The following is a 23534-nucleotide window of genomic DNA, read 5'->3' as shown; positions in this document are numbered from 1 at the left end:
GCACCGTATGCCGCGCCCCTGTGCCCTTGTCGCACACGGGGGCGGTTTTTTCCCGTTCCCCTGACATGCCTTTATCGCCGGAAAAAGTCGAGCGGCGCACGAGGGGCGTCGATATTCTGGAGGGCGACGGACGACCCTTCTGGGAGACGCCAACACCATTGGCCCGTCGCGGGAACGCCACGAACCCTGGCCGACCTCCCGGTCTGTGAACAAGGCGCCACCGCGTCGGAACCAATACCTCGATGAAGGAGTACGTGGTGGCTTTGCACAAGGCTCAGAACAAGCAGCCCCGTTTGAAGCAGGGCGAGCGCCCCGGCCGTATCAAGGAAGTCCGCAACCTCGAAGCCTGGGATCGCTGCGGCCCGGTGCGTCTCGCCGGCTGCGAGGAGGATCCCGTCGAACCGCACATCTTCCGCGGCATCGACTGACCGCGGCCCGCGGCGCTCCCCGGCCCGATTCCCGGTGAGCGCCCGGCGGTCCCGCTCCGCCGGCCCTGGCCCCGCTCCGGGTCAGGGCCGACGCCCGAGCAGACACAGCAGCCGCGTCAGATCGTCCGCGTCCTCCGGCGGCTCCACCGGGGTGGCGAACAGTCCGGACCCCTCCAGCTTCCCGGCGTACGGCTCCACTTCGCGCAGCGCCGCCTTCGCCAGATGGTCCGGCAGCCGTTCCTCGGCGCCGATCGCGCGGGAGAGGTCCCAGGTGTGCACCACGGCGTCGGCGGTCATCTGCGAGCAGTACGCGTCGGCCGGTGCCGTGCCGTACGAGAGGTGGACCGAGCGGTGCAGCGCGCCCGGCTCGGCGAACGCCGCCATGGCGGCCGTCGACGCCCGGTCCCAGACCCCGACCGGATCCTCGCCGAGCTGGTCACCGTCGAAATCCGGGCCCACCTCGGCGATGGTGGCACCGTCGCGCACCAGGCGCGGCACCCACAGCTGCTCGGCGGTGACGTGGTTCACCAGATCGAACACCGACCACTCCGTGCACGGCGTGGGCGCCTCCCACTGGTCCTCCTGGATGGCATGGACCCGGGACCCGAAGAGCTTCAGCGCCTCGCCGTGGGTGCGCAGGACGTCGTTGTTGTTCATGGTCCTTGAGGATAGGAGGGTGCGGCCCACGTTGCCGTCTTTCCCACCGGGGGTGACCCCCACGTAGCCGGCTTTCCCGCCGCGGTTGCCCACCGGGGGTGACTCCCACGTTGCCGGCTTTCCCGCCGCGGGGGAGCGGGTGCGGTTTTCCCGCCTTCGGCGGGAGCGGAAGGGGTTGTGGGCCGGGGCGCCTTGTGGGTGGCGGGGCCGGGCCTCCGGCGCCTGTGTTGTGGACTGCTTCGCTTTACGTCCACAACACAGGCGCCTCCGGCCCGCCCCCTCCCGCCGGCGGGGCGCCCCCGCCCGGTGGGGGATGGGGTTGTTCGGGCCGTCGTGGTGACCCTGGGAGCAGAAGCGCGGGTTGGGCGTGAGTACCGAGGGCCTCCCTTCCTCCCTCAGGGGTGGGGTCCCGCTGACGTACGGGAGGGTGTGGGGCCGGAGGGGTGGTGTCGTGGACGTAAAGCGCAGCAGTCCACGACACCACCCCGGAGGCCCCGCACCCGGCACCCACCACCCACCCGGGGCCCCACCCCGAACACCCTCTCCGCCGAAGGCGGAAAACCGACCACTCACCCTTCCCGCTCCCGCCGAAGGCGGGAAAACCGCACCCGCTCCCCCGCGGCGGGAAAGCCGGCAACGTGGGGGGAACAACGGATGGCGCAGCGCGCTCTGGTGGGCGGCCCGGGTTGGCTGTTCAATGGGCCGGACCGGTGAGTGCGCCGGTCCTGGCCGCACTCGATGGAGGCACCATGGAAGCCGCCGCCCACTCCGCCGCCGGCGCACCCGCCATCCGTTCCGCGGGACATGAACGCGGCTATCCGGAATTCCTCGACCGTGCCGGGCGGATGGCAACCGGTCTGCGCGCGTGGGGAGTCGCCCCCGGTGACCGGATCGCCGTCGTGCTGCGCAACGAGCCCGCGCATCTGGAGATCACGGCCGCCGCCGCCCAGCTCGGCGCCTCCGCGGTCCCCGTCAACTGGCACTTCAAGCAGGACGACCTGCGGCATGTGCTCACCGACAGCGGGAGCAAGGTGGTCTTCGTCCACACCGATCTGCTGCCGGCGGTGACCGCCGTGCTCCCCGACGGCGTACGGATCATCGAGGCCGCCGTGCCGGCCGGTGTCGCGGCCGCCTGCGGTTTCGCCGCCCCGGCCGCGACCGGCCGGCACCCGCTCCTGGACGACTGGCTGATGGAGCATCAGCCGCTGGCGCGGCCCGCCGACGAGAGGCCGCCCACCGTCATCTACAGCTCCGGAACGACCGGCCGCCCCAAGGGAGTTCTCCGCGAACCGCTCGGCCCGGACCGGCTGGCCGAAGCGGTGGAGTCCTTCCTGGAGTACTTCGCCGTCGCGCCCGGCAGCCCTACGCTGATCCCCGCCCCCCTCTACCACGCGTCGCCCAGCCAGCAGGCGGTGCTCGCGCTCGCCGCGGGGCTGGACATCACGCTGATGCCGCGCTTCGACGCCGAGGAGTTCCTGCGGCTGGTCGCACGGCACCGCATCCAGCACGTGCAGATGGTGCCCACCATGTTCGTACGGCTGCTGCGGCTGCCCAAGGACGTCCGCGAGCGCTACGACGTGTCCTCGCTCACCTCCGTCGTGCACGCCGCCGCGCCCTGTCCGCCGCATGTCAAACACGCCATGATCGACTGGCTCGGGCCGGTACTGCTGGAGTACTACGGCGGCAGCGAGACCGGCGCGGTGACCTGGTGCGACAGCGCCGAATGGCTCGCCCACCCGGGCACCGTGGGCCGCGCCGAGGGTACCTGCGGGGTCGTCGTCCTCGATCCCGCCGGGAAGCCGCTGCCGAACGGCTCCACCGGCGAGATCTACCTCAAACCCGCTGACGACTGGCCCCGGTTCACCTATCTCGGCGACCCGGACAAGCGCGCCACGATGGAGGCACCGGGGCTCCCCGGATACGTCACCATCGGAGACATCGGGCATCTCGACGAGGACGGCTACCTCTATCTCAGCGACCGGCGCAACGACATGGTGATCTCCGGCGGGGTCAACATCTATCCGGCGGAGATCGAGGGATGTCTGCTGTCGCTGGAGGGGGTGCGGGACGTGGCGGTGTTCGGCATACCCGACGAGGAGTTCGGCGAGGTGCTGGCCGCCCACCTCCAGACCGAGCCCGGCGTGCGGCTCAGCGCCGCGGCGGTACGCGCCCACGTCGCGGAGCGGCTCGCCGGGTACAAGGTGCCCAGGGCCGTGGTGTTCGAGGAGCTGCTGCCGCGCGACGAGTCCGGGAAACTCTTCAAGCGGCAGCTGCGGGAGCCCTATTGGGCCGGGCACGGCGGTCTGATCTGAGCGCGCGGTGCCCGTCGCCCGCCGTTCAGGGAGCCATGGCGTCCAGCACCGGTATCAACTGCTCCTCCTCGTACGCCAGATGCGCCTCCAACGCCTCGGTCAGCCGGTCGACCTCGGCGAGCAGCCGTCCCGGCTCGGCGCCGTCGCCGGATATCACCTGCCGGAGTTCGTCGAGGAGCGCCGCGATCTTCCGGTGCTCCTCGTCCAGGCGGTCGAGGACCGGGGCGAGTTCGGGCCACCGGTCGCGGAGGAACGGGAACATCGCGCGGTCCTCGCCGCTGTGGTGGTTGTGCAGTCCCTGGCAGATCGTCAGGCAGTTGACGCGCAGCTGGGCGGCCAGCACCGGGCCCGCGTCGGCCACCTCCTTGCGGATCAGGGCGAGTTCCCGGCGGAAGGCGTCGTGCAGGATCGTGATGGCCTCGCCGGGTGTCGCCCCGGCGAAGTTCGGCGGCCCCGCCTCGACCGAGGTCAGGGCCACCACGGGGAGGACGCGGGTCGTGTTGTCCTGGTACGCGGCCCACCCGGGGTTGGCCTCGGCGGCGCGGGCGAAGACCCGGTCGCGTTCCTCGCCTTCCAGGACGACGGCCTCGGCCTCGTAGGTCAGGACGCCGTCCTCGACCGTGACACGGGGGTGGGCGACCAGGTTGCGGAACCAGTCGGGGTGGTGCGGTGCGCCGCCGGCCGAGGCGATGACGAGTATGCGCTCACCACCGTCGGGGAGGTAGGCCACCGGGGTGGTGTGCCGGGCGCCGGAGCGGGCCCCGGTGGTGGTCAGCAGGATCAGCCGGCCGCCCTCGAAGGGGCCGCCGACCCGGCCGCGGTTGGCGCGGAACTCGTCGATGACCTGCTGGTTGAAGGGGTTGGGCATAAGGGTGTTCGTCTCCAGGGAAAAATGTGTTTCGGGCAGGGGGGATTGCAGGCGGAATTGACCACGCGGCAGCGCGCTGCGAACGGCAGCGCAGGGCTGTGCCCGTGGTGGAGGAAGAAAGTCGCGCGCGATCCGCGCGGAATGCGGAGGCGAGGGGCAAGGGGGCGGGTCTCTCACCCGCCGCGCGGTCACGAAGTGACCGGGTGCCCCACTCGCTCGTGGCCCATGGCCGACCCGGTAGTCACGGCGACAAAGGTAATGGGCGCATTCGGTAAAGGCAATGGCGGGCCAGGATCCCCCCTTCCGCCGGCGGGAGTTGGCTGCCACCATGTCCTCGCCGTTCCTCATGTGGCAGAACGCTGTTCGTGGACATGAATGCAGGAGTCCCGGAGGGGTGTCTTCATGGAACGTCGGCAATTCCTCACCACCGGCGCGGCGCTCGCGGCCGGCACCGCGCTGCCCGCGCGGCCGGCCGCCGCCGCGACCGGCCGGGTGCCCGACCACCGGCCGCCGGCCCGCGCCGCGACCGTCGCCGTATTGCGCCGGGTCGCCGACCACTGGATCGGCGCGCACCCCGACCCCGGCGACAACCAGTGGGCCTGCGCCACCTTCTTCAGCGGGCTGATGGCACTGCACGCCCTCACCCGCGAGCCCCGCTACCTCGCCTATGCGCGCGGTTGGGCCGAGAAGCACGGGTACGGCCTGCACAACGGCGTCGCCACCCGGCACGCCGACGACCACTGCGCGGGCCAGGTCTACCTCGACCTGTACGCCCTGGACCCCGTTCCCGACCAGGCGAAGGTCGCCGCCATCGAGGAGTCGCTGCGGCGGATGGCCGAGACCGCGGCGCAGCGGCACGACGACTGGTGGTGGGACGACGCGCTGCACATGGCGATGCCGCCGTTCGCCCGGCTCGGCGCGCTGCGCGACGACCGCTCCTACTGGGACGCGATGCACGCCCTGTACACCCACACCAAGAGCGCCGAGGGCGGGCCCGGCCTCTACGACCGCGCCACCGGCCTCTGGTACCGCGACAAGCGCTTCCTGCCGGGCGGCATCGCGTCCCCGAACGGCAAGCCGGTGCTGTGGTCGCGCGGGAACGGCTGGGTGGCGGGCGCGCACGCCAAGGTGCTCGCGGCGCTGCCGGACACGTTCGCGCCGGTGGCCGGGTACCGCCGTACGTTCGCCGGCCAGCTGGCCGCGCTGCGGACCGTGCAGAGACCGGACGGGTTCTGGAATGTGAACCTGGCCGACCCCGGACAGCTGCCGGGACCGGAGACCAGCGGTACCGCCTTCTTCACGTTCGGGATGGCGTACGCGGTCCGCACCGGCGTCGTCCCCGCCGGCCTTTACCGGTCCGTGGCGGCCCGTGCGTGGAATGCGATGGTGACCACCGCGGTCCATCCCGACGGCTTTCTGGGATATGTCCAAAAAGCCGGTGACCGGCCGGAGTCGGGCCAGCCGGTCACCTATGACTCCACCGCCGATTTCGGCGTCGGGGGCTTTCTGCTGGCGGGCACGGAAATGGCCGCACTGGGCGGCTGACCCACCGGACAGGCCCGGCCGGATCCCGCCGTGCCGCCCGCTCCGGCCGTCACCGCTGGGGCAATGCCACCGCCTTGACGGAGGTGGCGTGCCGAGCCCCGGACGTCAGGGCGGTTTCGGTGCCGGCGAGCGGGTGGCGACGGGTGACGAGCCGGTCCGGGGCGGCCGCGTCGGAGGCGACTGGTGCCCGGCGTACCCGAGGACGACGGCCCCGCCGAGACATCGGCCCGGATGCGCGCCGCGACGGCCGGCCGACGCCCCCCGCCGCCGCCCGCCGCGCCCGCCCCCTGATGGGCGCGCCGTGCCCCCCGATAAAGTCGGACCGACCACCAAAGACACGGCAAACGCGGCAGACGCGACCGCTGCCGCAGAGTTCCGGGGGCGGGCGCCCCGGGGGAGGACGTACCGCGAGATGAGCCGCCGTTCCCAAGGGTTAGTCGGCATCTGGGCCGAGGCGCAGCGCCAGCAGCAGCGCCGGCAGGAGGCCGAGCACCGTGCGCAGGTACAGCGGCAGCGGGAACAGGAGCGGCAGGCGCGGGCCGCGGAGCGCGCCATGGCGCGGATGCACCGGGAGCGGCAGGCCGCCTACCGCCGGCAGCGCGAGGCCGACGCCCGGCGGCGTACCGAGGAACTGGACGCCCGGGTCGCCGTGTTGACCGGCCTGCTCGCGGACGGCTGCCGGGCGCCCGCCTTCACGGCCGCGGCCCTGCGGCGGCCGGAGCGGGTCGAGCCGTTCGCGCCCGGTGCGCTGGCCGAGCCGGTGGCGATGCCCGACCCGGCCCGCTATCAGACGCCGGCCGGCGGGCGGCAGTTCGGGATCCGCCGCGACCGCGCCCAGGAGGAGGCGCGCGCCCGCTTCGAGCGGGACTGGTACGCGGCGCAGGCCGCCGAATCCCGACGGCAGGCCCAACTGGCCGCGTACCGGCGGCAGTACGACCAGTGGGCGGCCGGTGCGCTGGAGGGCATCCGGCGGCACAACGCGGGCATCGAGGAGCTGACCGCCGGTCTGCGAAGCGGGGACCCGGACGCGGTGGTCGAGTACTTCTGCGCCGCGCTGTACTCCGGCGCCGCCTGGCCGGAGGGCTTCCCGCGGCAGGTCGGCGCCGCGTACGACAGCGCTGCCCGGCAACTCGTCCTGGACTGGGAACTGCCGGGCTTCGCCATCGTCCCCGAGGCCAGGGCGGTCCGCTACCTGCCCACCGCGGACGAGGAGCGGGAGACCGCCCGCCCGGCCGCCCAGCGCCGGGCGCTCTACCGCGATGTGCTCGCCCAGAGCATCCTGCTGGTCCTGCGCGACCTCTTCGCCGCCGACACCCACGGGGCGCTGGACTCGGTGGCGCTCAACGGCTTCGTCGACGACGTGGACCCGGTCACCGGCCGTCCCGCGAAGATCTTCCTCGCCACCGTCATGGCGCCCCGCGACGCCTTCGCCGCCTACCACCTGGCGCAGGTCAGCGCCGTGGACTGTCTGACCGACGGACTCCGCGGCCGGCTCTCGGCCCGCCCCGACCAGCGCGCCGCGGTACGCCCCGGACGGCAGCCGGGCGACGTCGGCGGCGGTGGCGCGGTCGTCCGGCACGGCGACGAGGGGGAGCCGGACCTCCACGAGATGGACCCGATCGCGTTCGAGAACCTGATCGCCGAGCTGTTCCGGGCCATGGGGATGCAGGCGGTGACCACCCAGCGGTCCGGTGACGGCGGCGTCGACGTGGACGCGCTGGACCCCGACCCGATCCGCGGCGGCAAGATCGTCGTGCAGGTCAAGCGCTACCGGCACACCGTCCCGCCCACCGCCGTACGCGACCTCTACGGCACCGTGCAGTCCGAAGGCGCCAACAAGGGCGTGCTGGTGACGACGTCCCGGTTCGGTCCCGGCGCGCACACCTTCGCCAACGGCAAGCCGCTCACCCTCATCGCCGGCCCCGAACTCGTCGATCTCCTGGGGCGGTTCGGGCTGCGCGGGCGCCTCGGCCCCGGCGCCCGCCAGGCCGGTCCCACCGCCGGTGGCGACCGGGCCGCCCCCGAGGCCGCCGACCGGGCCGCCGGCGATTCCGCCGACGGCACCGCGGAGCACAACGTCCTCGGCATGAACTGGTCCGGCGACGTCGCCCTCGACGTCTGCGCGCTGGTCTGCAAGGGGACCACCGTGCTCGGCGACGACCACTTCGTCTTCTTCAACAACCCGCGCACCCCGGACGGCGCGGTGCGGATGCTGCCCGGCTTCGCCCCGGACCGGGCCGCGATGCAGGTGCGGTTCGAGGACCTGCCGGCGGACGCCGACCGGCTCGTCCTGGTCGCGGCGATCGACGCGGAGGCCGACCCGGACGCGGATCTCGCCGGATTCACCGACGCCCGGATCCGGCTGCTGGACGCCGCCGGGACGGAACTGGGGCGGCTGGAGGTCTCGGACGGGCGGCGCGGCGAGCGGGCGCTGGTCCTCGGCTCGTTCCGTCAACGGGCGGGCGGCGACTGGGACTTCGTCCTCGGCGGCAAGGGCTACGAGGGCGGTCTGGAGGCGCTGGTCCAGGACTTCGGCATCGAGGTGGCGTGAGCGCCGCGCCCGCTCCCGGTGCGGCGGCTCGGCTCCGCCGCAGCCGCGCCTGCTCTCGCACCCGAGGGGCGGACGGCCCCCGATCGCGAGCCGGCGTGCCCCGGCAAGGTCACAGTCCGGCCAGCTCCGCCAGCACCCGCACCTCGGCCAACTCCTCCTCCCCGCCCGGCACATCGTCATGGTCCGCGCTCCACAGCGCGCTCTCCACGCCGCGCGCCACCGACCAGGCGAGCAGCCGTGCCGGATCCTCGCCGAGCACCTCGCCGGCCAGCGCGTACCGCTCGCGCAGCACCGGCCGCGGATCGGGGTGCTCGAAGGGGTCGTCGATCTGGAGGAGGAGCGGCGTGGGATCGTACGCCGGGTCGCCGACCATCGGCTTGGGGTCGATGGCCAGCCAGGGCAGGCGGGTTGCGGCCAGCACATTGCCCGGGTTGGCGTCGCCGTGCACCACGACCTCGCGGGCGGCGGTGGCCGGCAGGGTGCGCAGCAGCTCGGCGCCGAGCGCGACCAGCCCCGGGTCGTAGTCCGGCCGCAGCCGCCGCATCCGCTCCTGGAGCAGGTCCGCCCACTCGGCACAGACCGCGTCCATCCGCTCCAGCGTCCCCCACCGGCCTTCTTCCGGCACGTGTGGGGACCATATGTCGCGCAGGACACGAGCGCCCACGGCGAGTTGCTCGTCCGGCGGCAGCGGGGCGTCGCCGAGCAGGGTGCCCGGGGTGCAGCGCTCGATCAGCAGCGCGCCCCGCTCGCGGTCCCAGCGGTGCAGCCGTACCGCGCCCCGGCCGCCCCACGCGTGCAGCGCCGGCGCCTCGCCCGCGGCCTCGCGGTGCGGCCAGGTCACCTTGAGGACCGCCGGTACGCCGTCGGGCCCCTCCGCGGGCGCCACCCACGAGCAACTGCCGCCGTGCACCGGCGGGCCGAGCCGCAGCTCCCAGCGCTCCTCGACGTCCCGGACGATCCCCGGCAGCCGGTCGAGCCAGGCCCGCCCCGACGCGGTGCGCCCCATCTCGGTCAGTACCGGCAGCCCGGCGGGAAAGCGGTCGTGGGCCTGCGAGGTGTGTGCCATCGGGGCAGCGTAACGGGACGGGCGAGGGCCCCAGGACCGCGCGTCGACCGCACGGCGGGCCGCGGCCGCGGCCGGGCTCCACGGCCGTACGGGGGATAGCGCCGGACACCACGGCTCACGGTGAAATCCCGGCCGAAGCGGCTGGTATCTGTCGGACATGAGCGCGTTCACACGGTGTGCGGCGGCCGTCCTGCTCGCCGCTCTGGCCGCCGGCTGCGGCAGCCGGGCCGATGCCCCGCCGGACACCCCGCGGCGCGGCCCGGCCTACCGGGCCGCCCGGCCCTCCGCCGCCGGGGCGCGGCACCGGCGCGCGGGTACCCGGCCCGCCGCGGCCGGTCCCGCCCGGCCGTTCACCATGGTCGCCTCCGGGGACGTCGTCCCCGCCCACCCCGAGGCGCTCGGCACCGCGCAGGACGACGCCCCGGTGGACGGCGGCTACGATTTCCGGCCGATGCTCCGTGGCGTGCAGCCGGTCATCCACGGAGCCGGTCTGGCGCTCTGCCATCTGGCGGCGCCGCTCGGCCCGCTGGACGGTCCGTTCACCGGCTACCCGAAGCTCCAGGCCCCGCCGCAGGTCGCCACCGCGCTGAAGGCGACCGGCTTCGACGCCTGCGCCACCGCCTCCAACCACGTCCTGGACCAGGGCGTGGCAGGGGTGCGGCACACCCTCGACGTCCTCGACACGGTCGGGCTGCGGCACACCGGCTCGGCCCGTGGCGCCGCCGAGGCCGCCCGCCCGGTGCTGCTCCGGGCCCCGGGCGGCGCGCGGGTGGCGCAGCTCTCGTACACCTACGGCACCGACGGCGCGAAGCGCCCGGCCGGTGCGCCCTGGGCCGCCAACCTGCTCGACCCGCGGAAGGTCGTTGCGGATGCCCGGGCGGCCCGCCGGGCGGGCGCCGACATCGTGGTCGTCAGCGCCCACTGGGGCACCGAGTACCGGACCGCGCCCGACGCGCAGCAGCTCCGGCTCGCCCGCGCCCTCACCGCGGCCCGCACCGACGGCCGCCCCGACATCGACCTGATCGTCGGCAGCCACACGCACACCCCGCAGCCGTACGAGAAGGTCGACGGGACCGGGGCCGGCCGTCCACAGGACGGCCGGGCAGCGGCCGATGACGTGCACGGCAGCGGTACGTGGGTCGCCTACGGGCTGGGCGACCTCATCGGGGGCAGTACGCATGACGAGCGCGGCGACATGAGCACCGCCGCCCGGTTCACCTTCACGCCCCCGGCCACGCCGGGCGGCCGCTGGGAGATCACCAAGGCCGAGTTCGTCCCGCTGTGGTGGGACGCCGAGGCGGGCCGCGTGATCAACGTGAACCAGGCGATCAAGGCCGGACGGCGGGACCTGGAGCCCCTGCGCCACCGCATCCGGGGCATCGTGCTGAGCAGGGGCGCACACCAGGCCGGACTGGTCATGGGCAGGTGACGGCACGGCGCACCACCACGCCGGGCGAGGCTGCGGGCGGCACCGTCTCCGCAGGCTACGGAGCGGCCCCGCGCGCGTCCGCCGGCCCCGCCGGTGCGGCGGCGCCGGGAGGGGCAGGTGACGCGGCGCCCGTGCCTCCGGGTGGGCCGGTCCTCGGGTACGGTCCGCGGCACCGGTGTGAAACCCTGGTGGAGGAGTACGGACCCCGTCGAAGGTCCACATCGGCACGACCAGGAAGGACCGGAGGGCAGTGAGCGAGAGTGCGGCCGTCCGGCCCCGTAACCCGCGCGGACAGGGCGAGCGCCTGCGGGAGGAGCTGCTGCGGGCGACCGAGCGCCTCCTGGAGCAGGTCGGCAGCGAGGACGCGCTGTCGCTGCGCGCGGTCGCCCGGGAGGCCGGCGTCGCCGCGCCCAGCATCTACCGACACTTCGCCGACAAGACCGAGCTGGTCTGGGCGACGCTGGAGGTCAATTACGAGCGGCTCGCGCGCGCCATGTCCGAGGCCGCCGCGAAGGCGGACCCGGACGACCCGGTGGACCGGCTGCGCGCCCAGCTGCGTGCGTACTGCCGCTACGCCATCGCGCACCCCGCGAACTACCGGCTGCTCTACGAGACCCGGCAGACCCCGGTCGGCCCGGAACGGCTCGCCGGCCACCCGGCGGGGCTGCTGGTGCGCAGCTGGCACAACGCGCTGACCGCCTGTGAGGAGGCGGGCTGGCGGGTGCGCGGGTCGCGTGGCGAGGCGCCGTATCTGCTGTGGTCCGCGGTGCACGGCCGGGTGATGATCTGGCAGGTCATGCCGAGCCGCAAGGACACCAGCCGGCTGGACCGGTTCGTGGACGAGATCCTCCAGCTGCTGCTGGAGCGCTGACCCGGCCCCCGGGTTCTCTTCTCCTTCTCCCCGCTCCCTCCCTTTCGTTCTCTTCGCCCCCGGCCCCTCGACGGCCGGGGGCGTTCACGTGTGCCCGCTGCCTCCGGGCCGCGTGCCCGTTCGCCACCCCCCCCCGGCGCGTTTACGTGGTCATTACACATGTAAGTTTACGCTTGTTAGGCGAACGTTTGACGTATGGCGCACGTCCCTCCCGGTGTGCGCGCGAGGAGCGAGATGACCGAGATGACCGACACCATCGACACCGAACGTCCCCCCGCCCCGGCACCCCTGCCCGTCGAGCCGCCCAGCGGCTGCCCGTTCGAACCGCCGGCCGAGTTCGGCGCTCTGCGCGCCGAGGAGCCGATCTCCAGGATCTCGCTCCCCGACGGAAGTTGGGCCTGGCTCGCGACCCGCTACGCCGACATCCGGGCGATCCTCGGTGACACCCGCTTCAGCTCCGACACCACGCTGCACGGCTATCCGCTCAGCGGGATGACCGGCGGCGCCAGCACCCAGAACCGCGGCTTCATCCGCATGGACCCGCCCGAGCACACCCGGCTGCGCCGGATGGTCACCCGCGAATTCATGGTCAAGCGCGTCGAGGCGCTGCGCCCGGAGATCCAGCGGATCACCGACGAGCTGTGCGACGCGCTGGAGCGGACCGAGGGGCGCACCGCCGACCTCGTCGAGACGCTGGCGCTGCCGGTGCCGTCGCTGGTCATCAGCCTGCTGCTGGGCGTCCCGTACGACGACCACGAGATCTTCCAGCGGCTCACCGGCACTCTGCTGTCGCGGTCCGTCGCCGACGCCGAGCGCGAGGCCGCGCGGGTCGAACTCCGCGACTACCTCGACCAGTTGGTTACCGCCAAGGAGGCGGACCCGGGCGACGACATCCTCGGCCGGCTGATCACCGAACAGCGGCAGACCGGCGAGATCAGCCACGACGAGGTCGCCGCCTTCGCCGCCCTGCTGCTGGTCGCCGGGCACGAGACCACCGCCAACATGATCGGGCTCAGCGCGCTGACCCTGATGCAGGACCCGGCGACCGCAGAGCAGCTGCGCCGGGACCCCGCGCTGATCCGCGGCGCCGTCGAAGAGCTGCTGCGCTTCCACAGCATCATCCGCAACGGCCCGCGCCGGGTCGCCACCGTCGACGTCGAGATCGGCGGGCACCTCATCCGGGCCGGCGAGGGCGTGGTGGCGGCGGTGCCGTCCGGCAACCGCGACGAGAGCGTCTTCGCCGACGCCGACCGCCTCGACGTCCGCCGGCCCAACGCCCAGCACCACGTCGCCTTCGGCTACGGCATCCACCAGTGCCTCGGCCAGGCGCTGGCCCGCGTCGAACTCCAGGTCGTCATCGCCACGCTGCTGCGCCGCTTCCCGGCGATGCGGCCCGCGGTGCCGGTCGAGGAGATCCCGTTCCGCACCGACATGGCGATCTACGGATGCCACTCCCTGCCCGTGACCTGGTGAAACGCCACCAGGCACCGTTCCCCCGACCCCTGACGACCCCTGACGATCCCCACGGAGCCCCTGCCATGAAGATCACCCTTGATGCCGACAAGTGCTGCGCCGCCGGCCAGTGCGTGCTGATCGCCCCCGAGGTCTTCGACCAGCGTGACGAGGACGGCGTGGTCGTGCTCCTCGACGCCGAACCGGCCGCCGACCAGCACGCCGCGGTCCGCGAGGCCGCCGCCATCTGCCCCGCCGCGGTCATCGAGGTGCACGAGTGAGCGCCCGGCCGATCGCCGTCGTCGGCGCCTCGGCGGCCGGGCTCGCCGCCGCCGAGGCGCTGCGCCGCTCCGGCTGGCACGGCCCGCTGACCCTCATCGGCGACGAGGACCAACTGCCCTACGACCGGCCGCCGCTGTCCAAGCAGCTGCTGCACGGCACCTGGGAGCCGGACCGGCTACTGCTGCGCACCCGGGACCAGCTCGACCCGCTCGGCCTGGACCTGCGGCTCGGCACCCGGGCCACCGGGCTCGACGCGGCCACCCGCACCCTCACCCTCGACGGAGGTGTGGGGGTCCCCCCGCTTGAGCAAGGCCGAGAGCGGGGGAGGCTCGAATGCGCCGGGGTGATCGTCGCGACCGGTGTCGCCGCCCGCACCCTCCCCGGGGCCGACGGCCTCGCCGGAGTGCACACCCTGCGCACCCTGGACGACGCGCTGGCGCTGCGCGCCGGCCTGGCGGACCCGGCGCGCCGTCTCGTCATCGTCGGCAACGGCGTCCTGGGCTGCGAAGCCGCCGCGGTGGCCCGGGAGTTGGGCCACGACGTCACCCTGGTCGGCCGGGACCCGGTCCCCATGGCCGGCGCCGTCGGCACCGAGGTCGGCGAACTGCTCGCCGAGGAGCACCGTGCCCGGGGCGTACGGCTGGTGACCGGCGCGGTCGACGGGTTCACCGTGGCAGAGGACGGCGCCCCGGCCCGGGTCGGCGGCGTACGGCTGGCCGACGGCAGCCTGCTGCCGGCCGACGTCGTCCTGCTCGCCATCGGCTCCACGCCCGCCGTCGACTGGCTCGCCGACCCGGCCCTGGACACCTCCGACGGGCTGCGCTGCGACGCGTACTGCGCCGCGGCGCCCGGGATCTACGCCGCGGGCGACGTGGCCCGCTGGGACCACCCGGTCCACGGCCGGCCGGTGCGCTTCGAGCACCGGATGAACGCCACCGAGCAGGGCATGGCCGCCGCCCGCAACCTGCTCGCCGAACTGGCCGCCGAAGGCGCCCACGACCCCGGCGACACCCCGCCGGAGCGCCGCCCCTTCGCGCCGGTGCCGTACTTCTGGTCCGACCAGTACGCCCTCAAGATCCAGGCGTACGGGCTGACCGCCGGCGCCGACCGGGTCGAGACCACCCTCCTGGACCGCGACGAGCGCCGCACCGTCGCGCTCTACGGACGCGGCGACAGCGCCGTCGGCGTGCTCGCGGCCGGTATCCCGCCGCGCCAGATCCGGGCGCTGCGCGCGGTGGTCGCCACCCCCGTCCCCTGGGACGAGGCCCGCGAGCGGGTCGCGGCGGCCACCGCCGCGAGCTGACCGCGCCGCCCGCCGCGGGCGGCCGGTCACGGGGGGACGGTACCCGGCTCCGGCGCACCGTGCCCGATCATGGAGGCATGTCCGACTCCTACGTACGGGTGCGCGGCGCCCGTGAGCACAACCTCCGCGGTATCGATGTGGACATCCCGAGGGACGCGCTGGTCGCGTTCACCGGGGTGTCCGGATCGGGCAAGTCCTCGCTGGCCTTCGGCACGCTCTACGCCGAGGCGCAGCGCCGCTACTTCGAGTCGGTCGCCCCGTACGCCCGGCGGCTGATCCACCAGGTCGGCGCGCCGAAGGTCGAGGACATCACCGGACTGCCGCCCGCCGTCGCCCTGGAGCAGCGGCGCTCCGCGCCCACCTCCCGCTCCTCGGTCGGCACCGTCACCACCCTCTCCAACACCCTGCGGATGCTGTTCTCCCGCGCGGGCGACTACCCGTACGGCGTGACCGGGCGGCTGGACTCCGACGCCTTCTCGCCCAACACGGCGGCCGGGGCCTGCCCGGAGTGCCACGGCCTGGGCACCGTCCATCGCGTCACCGAGGACTCCCTCGTACCCGACCCGGACCGCTCGATCCGCGACGGCGCCGTCGCCGCCTGGCCCGGCGCCTGGCAGGGCAAGAACCTCCGCGACATCCTCGCCGCCCTCGGCCACGACATCGACCGGCCGTGGCGCGACCTGCCGGCCGCCGACCGCGACTGGATCCTGTTCACCGACGAACAGCCGGTCGTCACCGTCCACCCGGTCCGCGAGGCCGGCCGGATCCAACGCCCCTACAAGGGCCAGTACATGAGCGCCCGGCGCTATGTCCTGCACACCTTCGCCGACTCCAAGAGCGACACGCTGCGCAAGCGCGTCCAGGGGTTCATGGTCGCCGGGCCCTGCCCGGTGTGCCGCGGGCGGCGGCTGCGCCCCGAGGCGCTGGCCGTCACCTTCGCGGGCCGGGACATCGCCGCGCTCGCGGCCCTGCCGCTCGGCGCGCTGGCCGCACTGCTGCGCCCCACCGCGGACCGCCCCGACGAGGGGGTGGCCCCGACGCTCGCCCGCGACCTGGTCGCCCGCATCGAGGTGCTCGCCGAACTCGGCCTGGGCTACCTCAGCATGGACCGCCCCGCGCCGACCCTCTCCGCCGGGGAACTGCAGCGGCTCCGCCTCGCCACCCAGCTGCGGTCCGGCCTCTTCGGCGTCGTCTACGTCCTGGACGAGCCGTCCGCGGGCCTGCACCCCGCCGACACCGAGGCCCTGCTCACCGTGCTCGGCCGCCTCAAGGCCGCCGGCAACTCGCTCTTCGTCGTCGAGCACGACATGGACGTGGTGCGGCGCGCCGACTGGATCGTGGACATCGGGCCGCGGGCGGGGGAGCACGGCGGACAGGTGCTGCACAGCGGCCCGGTGGCCGCTCTCGCGGACGCCGCCGACTCCGCCACCCGCCGCTTCCTCTTCGCCCCCGCACCGCCCCCCTGCCGCACCCCGCGCACCCGCACCGGCACCCTGACCCTGCACGGCGCCACCCTGCACAACCTGCGTGACCTGGACGCCGCCTTCCCGCTCGGCGTCTTCACCGCCGTCACCGGCGTCTCCGGATCGGGCAAGTCGACGCTGGTCACCCGGGTCCTGGCGGAGGCCGTACGGGACCACCTCGGCGCGGACCGGGCCGCCGCCGACGCCGAGGCGGAGACCGGCGACCGGGACACCGGACCGAAGGCCCGTCTGCAACTGGCCGCCGCCAAGGGCCTGGAGGCCGTCGACCGGCTGGTCCGCGTCGACCAGAAGCCCATCGGCCGCACCCCGCGCTCCAACCTCGCCACCTACACGGGTCTGTTCGACGCGGTGCGCAAGGTCTTCGCGGCCACCGACGAGGCACGCGCCCGCGGCTACACGGCCGGCCGGTTCTCCTTCAACGTCGCCGCCGGGCGCTGCGAGACGTGCCAGGGCGAGGGCTTCGTGGCCGTCGAACTCCTCTTCCTGCCCGGCAGCTACGCGCCCTGCGCCGACTGCCACGGCGCCCGCTACAACCCCGAAACCCTCCGCGTCACCTACCGGGACCGCACCGTCGCCGACGTCCTCGCGCTGACCGTCGACGACGCCGCGGCGTTCCTCGCCGACGTCCCCGCCGCCGCCCGCAGCCTGTGCACCCTCCAGGACGTCGGCCTCGGTTATCTGCGGCTCGGCCAGCCCGCCACCGAGCTGTCCGGCGGCGAGGCCCAGCGCATCAAGCTCGCCGCCGAACTCCAGCGGGCCCGCCGCGGCCACACCCTCTACCTCCTCGACGAGCCCACCACCGGACTGCACCCCGCCGACACCGAGGTGCTGCTGCGGCAGCTGCACGGCCTGGTCGACGCGGGCAACACCGTGGTCGTCGTCGAGCACGACATGGGGGTGGTGGCGGGCGCCGACCACGTCATCGACCTGGGGCCCGGCGGCGGCGCGGAGGGTGGCCGGATCGTCGCGGCCGGCACCCCGGCCGAGGTCGCCGCGGCCCCCGGCAGCCGCACCGCGCCTTACCTCGCCCGGTACCGCGGACGGGGGCGGATGGCCGAATCCTGACGGTCCGCTCATGTACGCGGGTCAGATCACCAGCACAGACCGCGCGCAGCGACCTGCGGCACGACGAAGGGGCACCTCCCGTGGCAGACATAGAGCAGGCCAGGGCGACGTTCGCACGGTTCGACGCGGACGGCGACGGACAGGTCACGCCGGACGAGTTCAAGCGGGCGATGGCCGAGATGGGGGACCCGTACGTCACCGGCCCGATGGCCGAGGCGGTCATCCACGCCAAGGACAGCGACGGCGACGGCCGGATGTCGTTCGACGAGTTCTGGAACTCCCTCCAGGACTGAGCCGCGGGAGACCGGGCCCCGGGCCCGGTCTCGGCGCTCGCCCCCGGCCTACCGCCGCGTGGTGGTGGCGAGTGCCTCCGGCGTCCCCACCGGCGGCGGGGCGGCACGGTCACCGGTGCCCCACCGGGTCGGCCGCGCGCCCATGGAGAAGGCCAGTTCGCGGCCCGCGCGCAGCTCCGCGGTGGTGAGGTACGTACGGTCGTGCGGGGTGCCGTCGAGCCGTACGGACCGGATGTACCGGTCGGTGGCCGACGTGCCGGGCGCCGTGACGGTGAAGTGCCCGGCCGGGAAGTACCGCCGGTCCAGCGTCAGATCCACCCGGTCGAAGACCGGAGTGCTCAGGCCCCAGGTGTCGGTGCCGGGCTGCACCGGGAACACCCCGATCGAGCTGAGCACCATCCACGCCGACATCGTCCCCAGGTCGTCGTTGCCGGTCATTCCGGAGGGGGCGTCGGTGAACAGCGTCAGCGCGGCATGCACCACGTCGGTGGTCTTCCACGGGCGGCCGGTCGACAAGTAGGCGTACGGCGCGGTGAGATCGGGCTCGTTCTCCGGGTTGTACTTGTCCGCGTTGTCGTAGTCGTAGGGGCCGTGCACCCAGACCTTGCGCGCCGTCCGCGCCGGGTCCCGGAGCAGTCGCGGGTAGGCGAAGAAGGAGTCCAGCCGGGCGTCGACCCGGTCCCGGCCGCCGATCAGCCGCATCATCCCCGGCATGTCCTGCGGCACCAGCCACTGGTACTGCCAGGCCGTGCCCTCGTGGAACCCCTCGCTCCTGGCCGGGTCGGAGGGTCCGGTGAACGCGCCCCGGCCGTCCCTGGCCCGGAAGAAGCCGGTCGAACGGTCGAAGACCCTACGGTAGTTGAGCGCCCTGGCGGCATAGCGCCCGGCGTCCGCCCGGTGGCCCAGGTCGCGTGCCGTCTGCGCCAGCATCGCGTCGGACAGCGCGTACTCCAGCGTCGCCGAGGCGCCGTGGTCGAAGTCGGAGTCCCCGGGCTTGGTGTGCGGGCGCCCCTTGAGGTAGGGGACGTAACCGTTCTTCACATACGGGACATTGGCCTCCCGCCCGACGGCCGGAGAGGCGGCCGGCGGCACCCGGTCGGCGTTCTTCCGCAGCGCCGCGTACGCCTCCTCCTCATGGCCCGTCAGCAGCCCCTGCCGATAGGCATTGGTGAGGAACGGGGTGACCGGGTCGCCGGTCATGATGTTGGTCTCGACCGTGCCGTAGCCCCACTTGGGCAGCCAGCCGCCCTCCTTGTCGATCCGCAGCACGGACAGCGCCATGTCGCGCGCCTCGCGCGGCGCGAGCAGCGACAGCAGCTGTGTCTGGGTGCGGTAGGTGTCCCACAGCGACCAGTTCTGGTAGTAGGTGAACCCCGTTGCCCGGTGCGGGCGTTGGTCCCAGCCGGTGTAGCGGCCGTCCACGTCGCCGCCGATGTTCGGCGCGAGGAAGGACCGGTAGAGGGAGGAGTAGAAGGTGCGCCGCAGTGCCGGGTCGCCGCCCTGGGTGCGTACCACGGCCAGCCGGCGCTCCCAGGCCGCGTCCGCCGCGGCCTTCGTGCGGTCGAAGGAACTCCCGCCCTCGGCTCGGAGGTTGCGCGCCGCACCGGTCGCGTCCACATAGCTGAGGGCGGTGGTCGCCTCGACGGTGCGGTCCTTGCGGGTGTCGAAGCGGACGTAGGCGCCGTTGTGCCCGGTGGCGGTGGATGCCCTGGAGCCGGGCGTCACCTTGTCCCCGTGCCAGGTGCCGTACGCCGTGAACGGCCGGTTGAAGCGGGTGAGGGTGTAGACCGTGTACGGCGCGGTGTCCTGGCAGAAGCCGCGGCCGGTGATGGCGGTGCGGACGGTCCGCGAGTCGAGCACCTCGACGCGGGTGGAGACCGTCTTGTGCAGCGACTGCCCCGAGTTGAGCAGCACATTGGCCTTGCCGGTGGCCGGGAAGGTGAAGCGCTGCCGGCCGGTGCGGGCGGTGGCGGTCAGCTCCGCGGTGATGCCGCCGTACGAGGTCAGGCCGACGCGGTAGTAGCCGGGCCGGGCCGACTCGCCGTGATGGGTGTACGCGGCGGCGTACTTGGCGTTGTCGGTGGCGGTGATGTCGCCGGTGGTCGGCAGCACCGGGAGGTCGCCGCCGACGCCGCAGCCGACGCCGGAGAGGTGCACCGCGCCGAACCCGCGGATACGGCTGTCGTCGTAGCCGTAGCCGGTGGAGTGGCCGGTGTCGGGGGAGAGCTGCACCATGCCGAACGGCACGGCGGCCCCGGGGTAGGTGTTGCCGTCGTTCCGGGTGCCGATGAACGGGTTGACCAGGTCGGTGAGACGGCCGCCGGGCGGCGCGGCCTGCGCGGCGGGGGCGGTGAGCGTCCCGCCGAGGAGCGCCGCCGCCAGCACCGCGCCCGCGGTGCGCAGTCGATTGCCTCCGAGCCAGGGCATGGACAGAACCTCCAGGAGGGCCGACAACGTTGTCGGAGCGCGGTCATTCTTCGGGTCGCGCGGGGACGCGTCAAGGGGCACGGCCGGCCGCCGGCCACTCCGTCGGGCCACCCTGAAGAGGTTCCGCGTCAGGTGCAATTGATGGACCATCAGAAGTGCATCAGAAGTGCGTCAGGTGTCCGCGTCCGCGCCCTGCACCGCGGCCAGCCCCGAGTGGCGGTAGGAGTACGAGAAGTAGACGACCAGCCCGAGCAGGAACCACACCACGAACCGGACCCAGGTCTGCCACTCCAGGAAGGTGATCAGCCAGAGCGAGAAGCACACCCCGATCGCGGGCACCACCGGCATCCCCGGGGTGCGGAAGGTGCGCGGCAGTTCGGGTCGCTTGTAGCGGAGCACGATCACCGAGACGCAGACCACCACGAACGCCAGCAGGATGCCGATGTTCGTCAGCTCCGCGGCCTCGCCGATCGGCAGGAAGCCCGCGATGAGCGCCGAGGCGACGCCGACGATCCAGGTGACCCGGACCGGCACGTGGTGGGTGGCACTGGTCTTGGCGAACCACTGCGGCAGCAGTCCGTCGCGGCTCATCGAGAACCACACCCGGGTCACCCCGAGCATGAAGGTGAACATCACCGTCAGGATGCCGATGATCGCGCCGACCGCGATGACGTCCGCCAGCGCGTCCAGGCCCACCGACTTGAACGCGGTGGAGAACCCGCTCTCCGGGTCGATGTGCCGGTAGTTCTGCATCCCCGTCAGCACCAGGCAGGCGAGGACGTAGAGGACCATCGAGAGCGCCAGCGAGTACATGATCGCCTTCGGCATGTGGCGCTGGGCGTCCTTGGACTCCTCGGCCGCGGTGCTCATCGCGTCGTAGCCGAAGACCGCGAAGAAGACGGTGGCCGCGCCGGTGAACGCGCCGCCGACGCCGAACGGGAAGAAGGGGTGGTAGTTGGCGGTGTCGATGTGGAGGAAGCCGACCCCGATGACGACCAGGACGACCAGCACTTTCAGGCCGACCACGAGTGTCTCGAAACGAGCGGCGTTCTTGATGCCGAGGGTCAGCAGGTACGCGATGAGCAGGCAGAGCACCGCGGCGAAGAGGTCCATCCGGTGGCCGGGCCCGGTGCCGGGGGCGCCGAGCATCCAGACCGGCAGCCTGAGCCCCATCTCGCCGAGCAGGAAGGAGAAGTAGCCGGAGATGCCGATCGCGACCACCGCCACGATCGCGGTGTACTCCAGCAGCAGATCCCAGCCGATGAACCAGCCGGCCAGCTCGCCCAGCACCGCGTAGCCGTAGGTGTAGGCCGAGCCCGCCTTCGGGATCAGCCCGGCGAACTCCGCGTACGAGAAGGCCGCCGCGGCGCTGGCCACGCCGGCGATGAGGAAGGAGACCAGGACCGCCGGGCCGGCCGTGCCGTTGGCGACGGTGCCGGCCAGGGTGAAGATGCCCGCGCCGATGATGCCGCCGACACCGATGGCGGTCAGCTGCCACAGCCCCAGTTCCCGGGTCAGTTGCTGGCCCGCGGTGCCTTCGGGCTCCTCGATGTGCTCGATCGGTTTACGGCGCCATACGCCCGCTCCCTCGCGCAGCCCCCTGCGTGCCATGCGTGATCCCTCCGTACGCTCCGTACGGACCGAGCTGGTCCGACGGCGGATCATCATGGCTGCTGGGCGGGCCCGGAGAAAGGCGACTCGGCGTCAGGGCGCCAATCGGCCCCGGGGCTTCAGTCGGCGTCCTCCAGCCGGAATCCGACCTTCAGTCCGACCTGGTAGTGGTCGATCTGCCCGTCGACGATATGGCCGCGGACCTGGCAGATCTCGAACCAGTCGAGGTTGCGCAGGGTCGTGGAGGCGCGCTTGATGCCGTTCTGGATCGCGGCGTCCACGCTGTGCTGGGACGTCCCCACGATCTCGGTGACGCGATAGGTGCGGTCGGTCACGGTGGTCTCCCTCGGCCGGGGCGGCGCTCCGCCCGTCCATCTCCCACCGTGCCTCAGCCCGGCCCACCCCACCAGCGGAGCTTGCCGCCGCGGGCTACGGGACGACTGTGACGGGCCACCGCCCGGCCTTGACCAGGCGCACCGCGACCGATCCCATGATGCGGTGCCCGGCGGACTCCGAGGCGCCGACCACCACCGCGTCCGCCTTCAGCTCGTCGGCCATCTGCACCATGCCGCTGTACGGGTCCCCACGCAGGGTGTGGAACTCCCAGCGCAGGTGGTAGATCCCGTCCAGCCGGTCGGTCGCCTTGCGGATCTCGGCCATCAGCTCCTCGGCGACCTCGGTGGTGGTGTCCACGACCGGGGCGCCCATCGCCGCTCCGGCCGGCAGCACCGGCTGCACGTAGACCATCACCAGCTTCGAGCCCTGGCGCCGGGCCAGCCCGGCGGCGTAGGCGGTGGCGCGCCACGACGAGTCGGAGCCGTCGACGCCGACGACGATGACCTTCGGGCCGTCCGTTCCGCGCTCGAACGGCGCTGCTGCGTTCTCCTCCACACCACGGAGGTTATCCGCACACGCGCGGCGGCGGGCTGCCGGGCCCGGCGGGGCGGGGGGCTTCGGCCACCGGTCACGCGGGGGCGGGCGGCCAGCTGTCCGGGGACAGTACGCCCAGCACATACGCCCTGGCGACGAGTGCGGTGCGGCCCTGCACCCGCCAGCGGCGGGCCAGCCGGGTGAGGTGGTAGTTGACGCCGTCGACCGTCAGCCCCAGTGCGGTGCCGATCGACGCGGTGGTGGCGCCGCCGGCCGCCAGCGCCAGGATGCGGGCCTCCACGGGGCTGGCCGCGGCGCGCGGCGCGGGCGCCGGCGCGGTCTCGTTCACCCGCAGCAGCACCAGCAGCGCGGGCGGCCGGACGGACGGATCGCCGACCGGGTCCACCGACAACTCGCCCTCCCGCTCGGGCCCTTCGGCGCCGACCCGCCAGCGCACCTCCACCGGGTAGCGCGACCGGTGGCCCAGCCGCAGTGCCTCGGTGAGCCGGGTGATCTGCGCCTTGTCGCGGGGCCGGAACTGGTCCAGCAGATTGCGGCCCCGCAGCTGCCCGGGGGAGGCGCCCCACTGGGCGGCCATCGCCGGGTTGGCGACCAGCACCTCGCCGTCGGCCAGGCACACCGCGATCGGGGTGGGGACCCGGTCCAGCAGCATCCCGAAGTAGTCGCGGTAGGGAGTGGCCGCGCAGCGGCCGGACAGATCGAGCCGGGGCGGGCCGTGCGCACCCGCCGCGGGGTCGGGCGCACGGTCCGCGCCGGGCGGGCCCGCCGTGCCGTCCGGTGCGGTCGCACCGCCTCGCGCGCCCGTGCCGGACGCGTCCTCGCCGCCGTCCGGCGCACCGTCGCCGGTCCGGCCCGTCCGCGTGCCCATCGCCCCGATTCCCTCCCTTTCTCCCGCCCCGGCCCTCGCCGCTGCCCCATCGCGGGCCGGCACACAAGAGTGTTCAGCGATAAACCACTGCACAATCATGCAGTTGCCCGGCCCGGCCCCGCACACCGGGC

At 73.6% G+C, this 23534-nt stretch carries 19 protein-coding genes; 11 read left to right on the top strand and 8 right to left on the bottom strand.

The window, feature by feature from the left end; translation table 11 throughout:
• Nucleotides 1-242: 242 nt before the first annotated feature.
• Nucleotides 243-428 carry a hypothetical protein gene (locus GR130_RS26465; RefSeq protein WP_159507035.1) on the top strand — a complete coding sequence of 62 codons (186 nt, stop codon included), beginning with the start codon at nucleotides 243-245 and terminating at the stop codon, nucleotides 426-428.
• A gap of 81 nt (nucleotides 429-509) precedes the next feature.
• On the opposite strand, the gene GR130_RS26460 is transcribed toward GR130_RS26465, so the two are convergent.
• Entirely contained in the window at nucleotides 510-1085 is a 576-nt protein-coding gene (locus GR130_RS26460; RefSeq protein ID WP_159507034.1) for a TIGR03086 family metal-binding protein, read from the bottom strand.
• 749 nt (nucleotides 1086-1834) lie between these two features.
• On the opposite strand from GR130_RS26460, the gene GR130_RS26455 reads away from it, so the two are divergent.
• Nucleotides 1835-3397 carry an AMP-binding protein gene (locus GR130_RS26455; protein WP_159507033.1) on the top strand — a complete coding sequence of 521 codons (1563 nt, stop codon included), beginning with the start codon at nucleotides 1835-1837 and terminating at the stop codon, nucleotides 3395-3397.
• Between the two features lie 25 nt (nucleotides 3398-3422).
• Here GR130_RS26455 and GR130_RS26450 read toward each other — a convergent pair whose 3' ends face one another.
• Nucleotides 3423-4265, bottom strand: a complete 843-nt coding sequence (locus GR130_RS26450; protein WP_159507032.1) for a nitroreductase/quinone reductase family protein — start codon at nucleotides 4263-4265, stop codon at nucleotides 3423-3425.
• 402 nt (nucleotides 4266-4667) lie between these two features.
• On the opposite strand from GR130_RS26450, the gene GR130_RS26445 reads away from it, so the two are divergent.
• Nucleotides 4668-5810 (top strand): glycoside hydrolase family 88 protein, encoded by a 1143-nt coding sequence (locus GR130_RS26445; protein ID WP_159507031.1) that lies wholly within the window; start codon nucleotides 4668-4670, stop codon nucleotides 5808-5810.
• Between the two features lie 412 nt (nucleotides 5811-6222).
• Complete coding sequence (locus GR130_RS26440) at nucleotides 6223-8361, top strand: restriction endonuclease (protein ID WP_159507030.1); 2139 nt, start codon at nucleotides 6223-6225, stop codon at nucleotides 8359-8361.
• Nucleotides 8362-8470: 109 nt separating this feature from the next.
• Here the strand turns inward: GR130_RS26440 and GR130_RS26435 are convergent, their stop codons facing one another.
• Entirely contained in the window at nucleotides 8471-9427 is a 957-nt protein-coding gene (locus tag GR130_RS26435) for an aminoglycoside phosphotransferase family protein (protein WP_159507029.1), read from the bottom strand.
• Between the two features lie 157 nt (nucleotides 9428-9584).
• On the opposite strand from GR130_RS26435, the gene GR130_RS26430 reads away from it, so the two are divergent.
• From GR130_RS26430 to GR130_RS26400, 7 genes are all read left to right on the top strand, one after another.
• Nucleotides 9585-10856: a CapA family protein gene (locus GR130_RS26430; protein ID WP_159507028.1), complete on the top strand. Its 1272-nt coding sequence runs from the start codon at nucleotides 9585-9587 to the stop codon at nucleotides 10854-10856.
• A gap of 250 nt (nucleotides 10857-11106) precedes the next feature.
• A complete protein-coding gene (locus GR130_RS26425; protein ID WP_201305006.1) occupies nucleotides 11107-11727 on the top strand; it encodes a TetR/AcrR family transcriptional regulator in 621 nt (206 codons plus the stop codon).
• 243 nt (nucleotides 11728-11970) lie between these two features.
• Nucleotides 11971-13200, top strand: coding sequence for a cytochrome P450 (locus GR130_RS26420; RefSeq protein ID WP_159510229.1), 1230 nt, complete (start codon nucleotides 11971-11973; stop codon nucleotides 13198-13200).
• Between the two features lie 65 nt (nucleotides 13201-13265).
• Nucleotides 13266-13460 (top strand): ferredoxin, encoded by a 195-nt coding sequence (locus GR130_RS26415; RefSeq protein ID WP_159507027.1) that lies wholly within the window; start codon nucleotides 13266-13268, stop codon nucleotides 13458-13460.
• Complete coding sequence (locus GR130_RS26410; protein ID WP_159507026.1) at nucleotides 13457-14764, top strand: NAD(P)/FAD-dependent oxidoreductase; 1308 nt, start codon at nucleotides 13457-13459, stop codon at nucleotides 14762-14764. The genes GR130_RS26415 and GR130_RS26410 overlap by 4 nt, the downstream gene beginning before the upstream one ends.
• A 77-nt stretch (nucleotides 14765-14841) precedes the next feature.
• Nucleotides 14842-17313 (top strand): excinuclease ABC subunit UvrA, encoded by a 2472-nt coding sequence (uvrA, locus tag GR130_RS26405; protein ID WP_159507025.1) that lies wholly within the window; start codon nucleotides 14842-14844, stop codon nucleotides 17311-17313.
• Between the two features lie 80 nt (nucleotides 17314-17393).
• Complete coding sequence (locus GR130_RS26400; protein WP_159507024.1) at nucleotides 17394-17606, top strand: EF-hand domain-containing protein; 213 nt, start codon at nucleotides 17394-17396, stop codon at nucleotides 17604-17606.
• Nucleotides 17607-17654: 48 nt separating this feature from the next.
• Here GR130_RS26400 and GR130_RS26395 read toward each other — a convergent pair whose 3' ends face one another.
• From GR130_RS26395 to GR130_RS26375, 5 genes are all read right to left on the bottom strand, one after another.
• Nucleotides 17655-20033: a GH92 family glycosyl hydrolase gene (locus GR130_RS26395; protein WP_159507023.1), complete on the bottom strand. Its 2379-nt coding sequence runs from the start codon at nucleotides 20031-20033 to the stop codon at nucleotides 17655-17657.
• 171 nt (nucleotides 20034-20204) lie between these two features.
• Entirely contained in the window at nucleotides 20205-21644 is a 1440-nt protein-coding gene (locus GR130_RS26390) for an amino acid permease (RefSeq protein WP_159507022.1), read from the bottom strand.
• Nucleotides 21645-21763: 119 nt separating this feature from the next.
• Entirely contained in the window at nucleotides 21764-21979 is a 216-nt protein-coding gene (locus tag GR130_RS26385; RefSeq protein ID WP_159507021.1) for a dodecin, read from the bottom strand.
• Nucleotides 21980-22073: 94 nt separating this feature from the next.
• Nucleotides 22074-22535, bottom strand: coding sequence for a universal stress protein (locus GR130_RS26380; RefSeq protein WP_159507020.1), 462 nt, complete (start codon nucleotides 22533-22535; stop codon nucleotides 22074-22076).
• A 73-nt stretch (nucleotides 22536-22608) separates the two neighbouring features.
• Nucleotides 22609-23403: a PAS domain-containing protein gene (locus GR130_RS26375; protein WP_443043666.1), complete on the bottom strand. Its 795-nt coding sequence runs from the start codon at nucleotides 23401-23403 to the stop codon at nucleotides 22609-22611.
• Nucleotides 23404-23534 lie beyond the last annotated feature (131 nt).

It is taken from the genome of Streptomyces sp. GS7 (genome assembly GCF_009834125.1).
Classification (GTDB): domain Bacteria; phylum Actinomycetota; class Actinomycetes; order Streptomycetales; family Streptomycetaceae; genus Streptomyces.
This window is presented reverse-complemented; position numbering and strand designations above follow the sequence as displayed.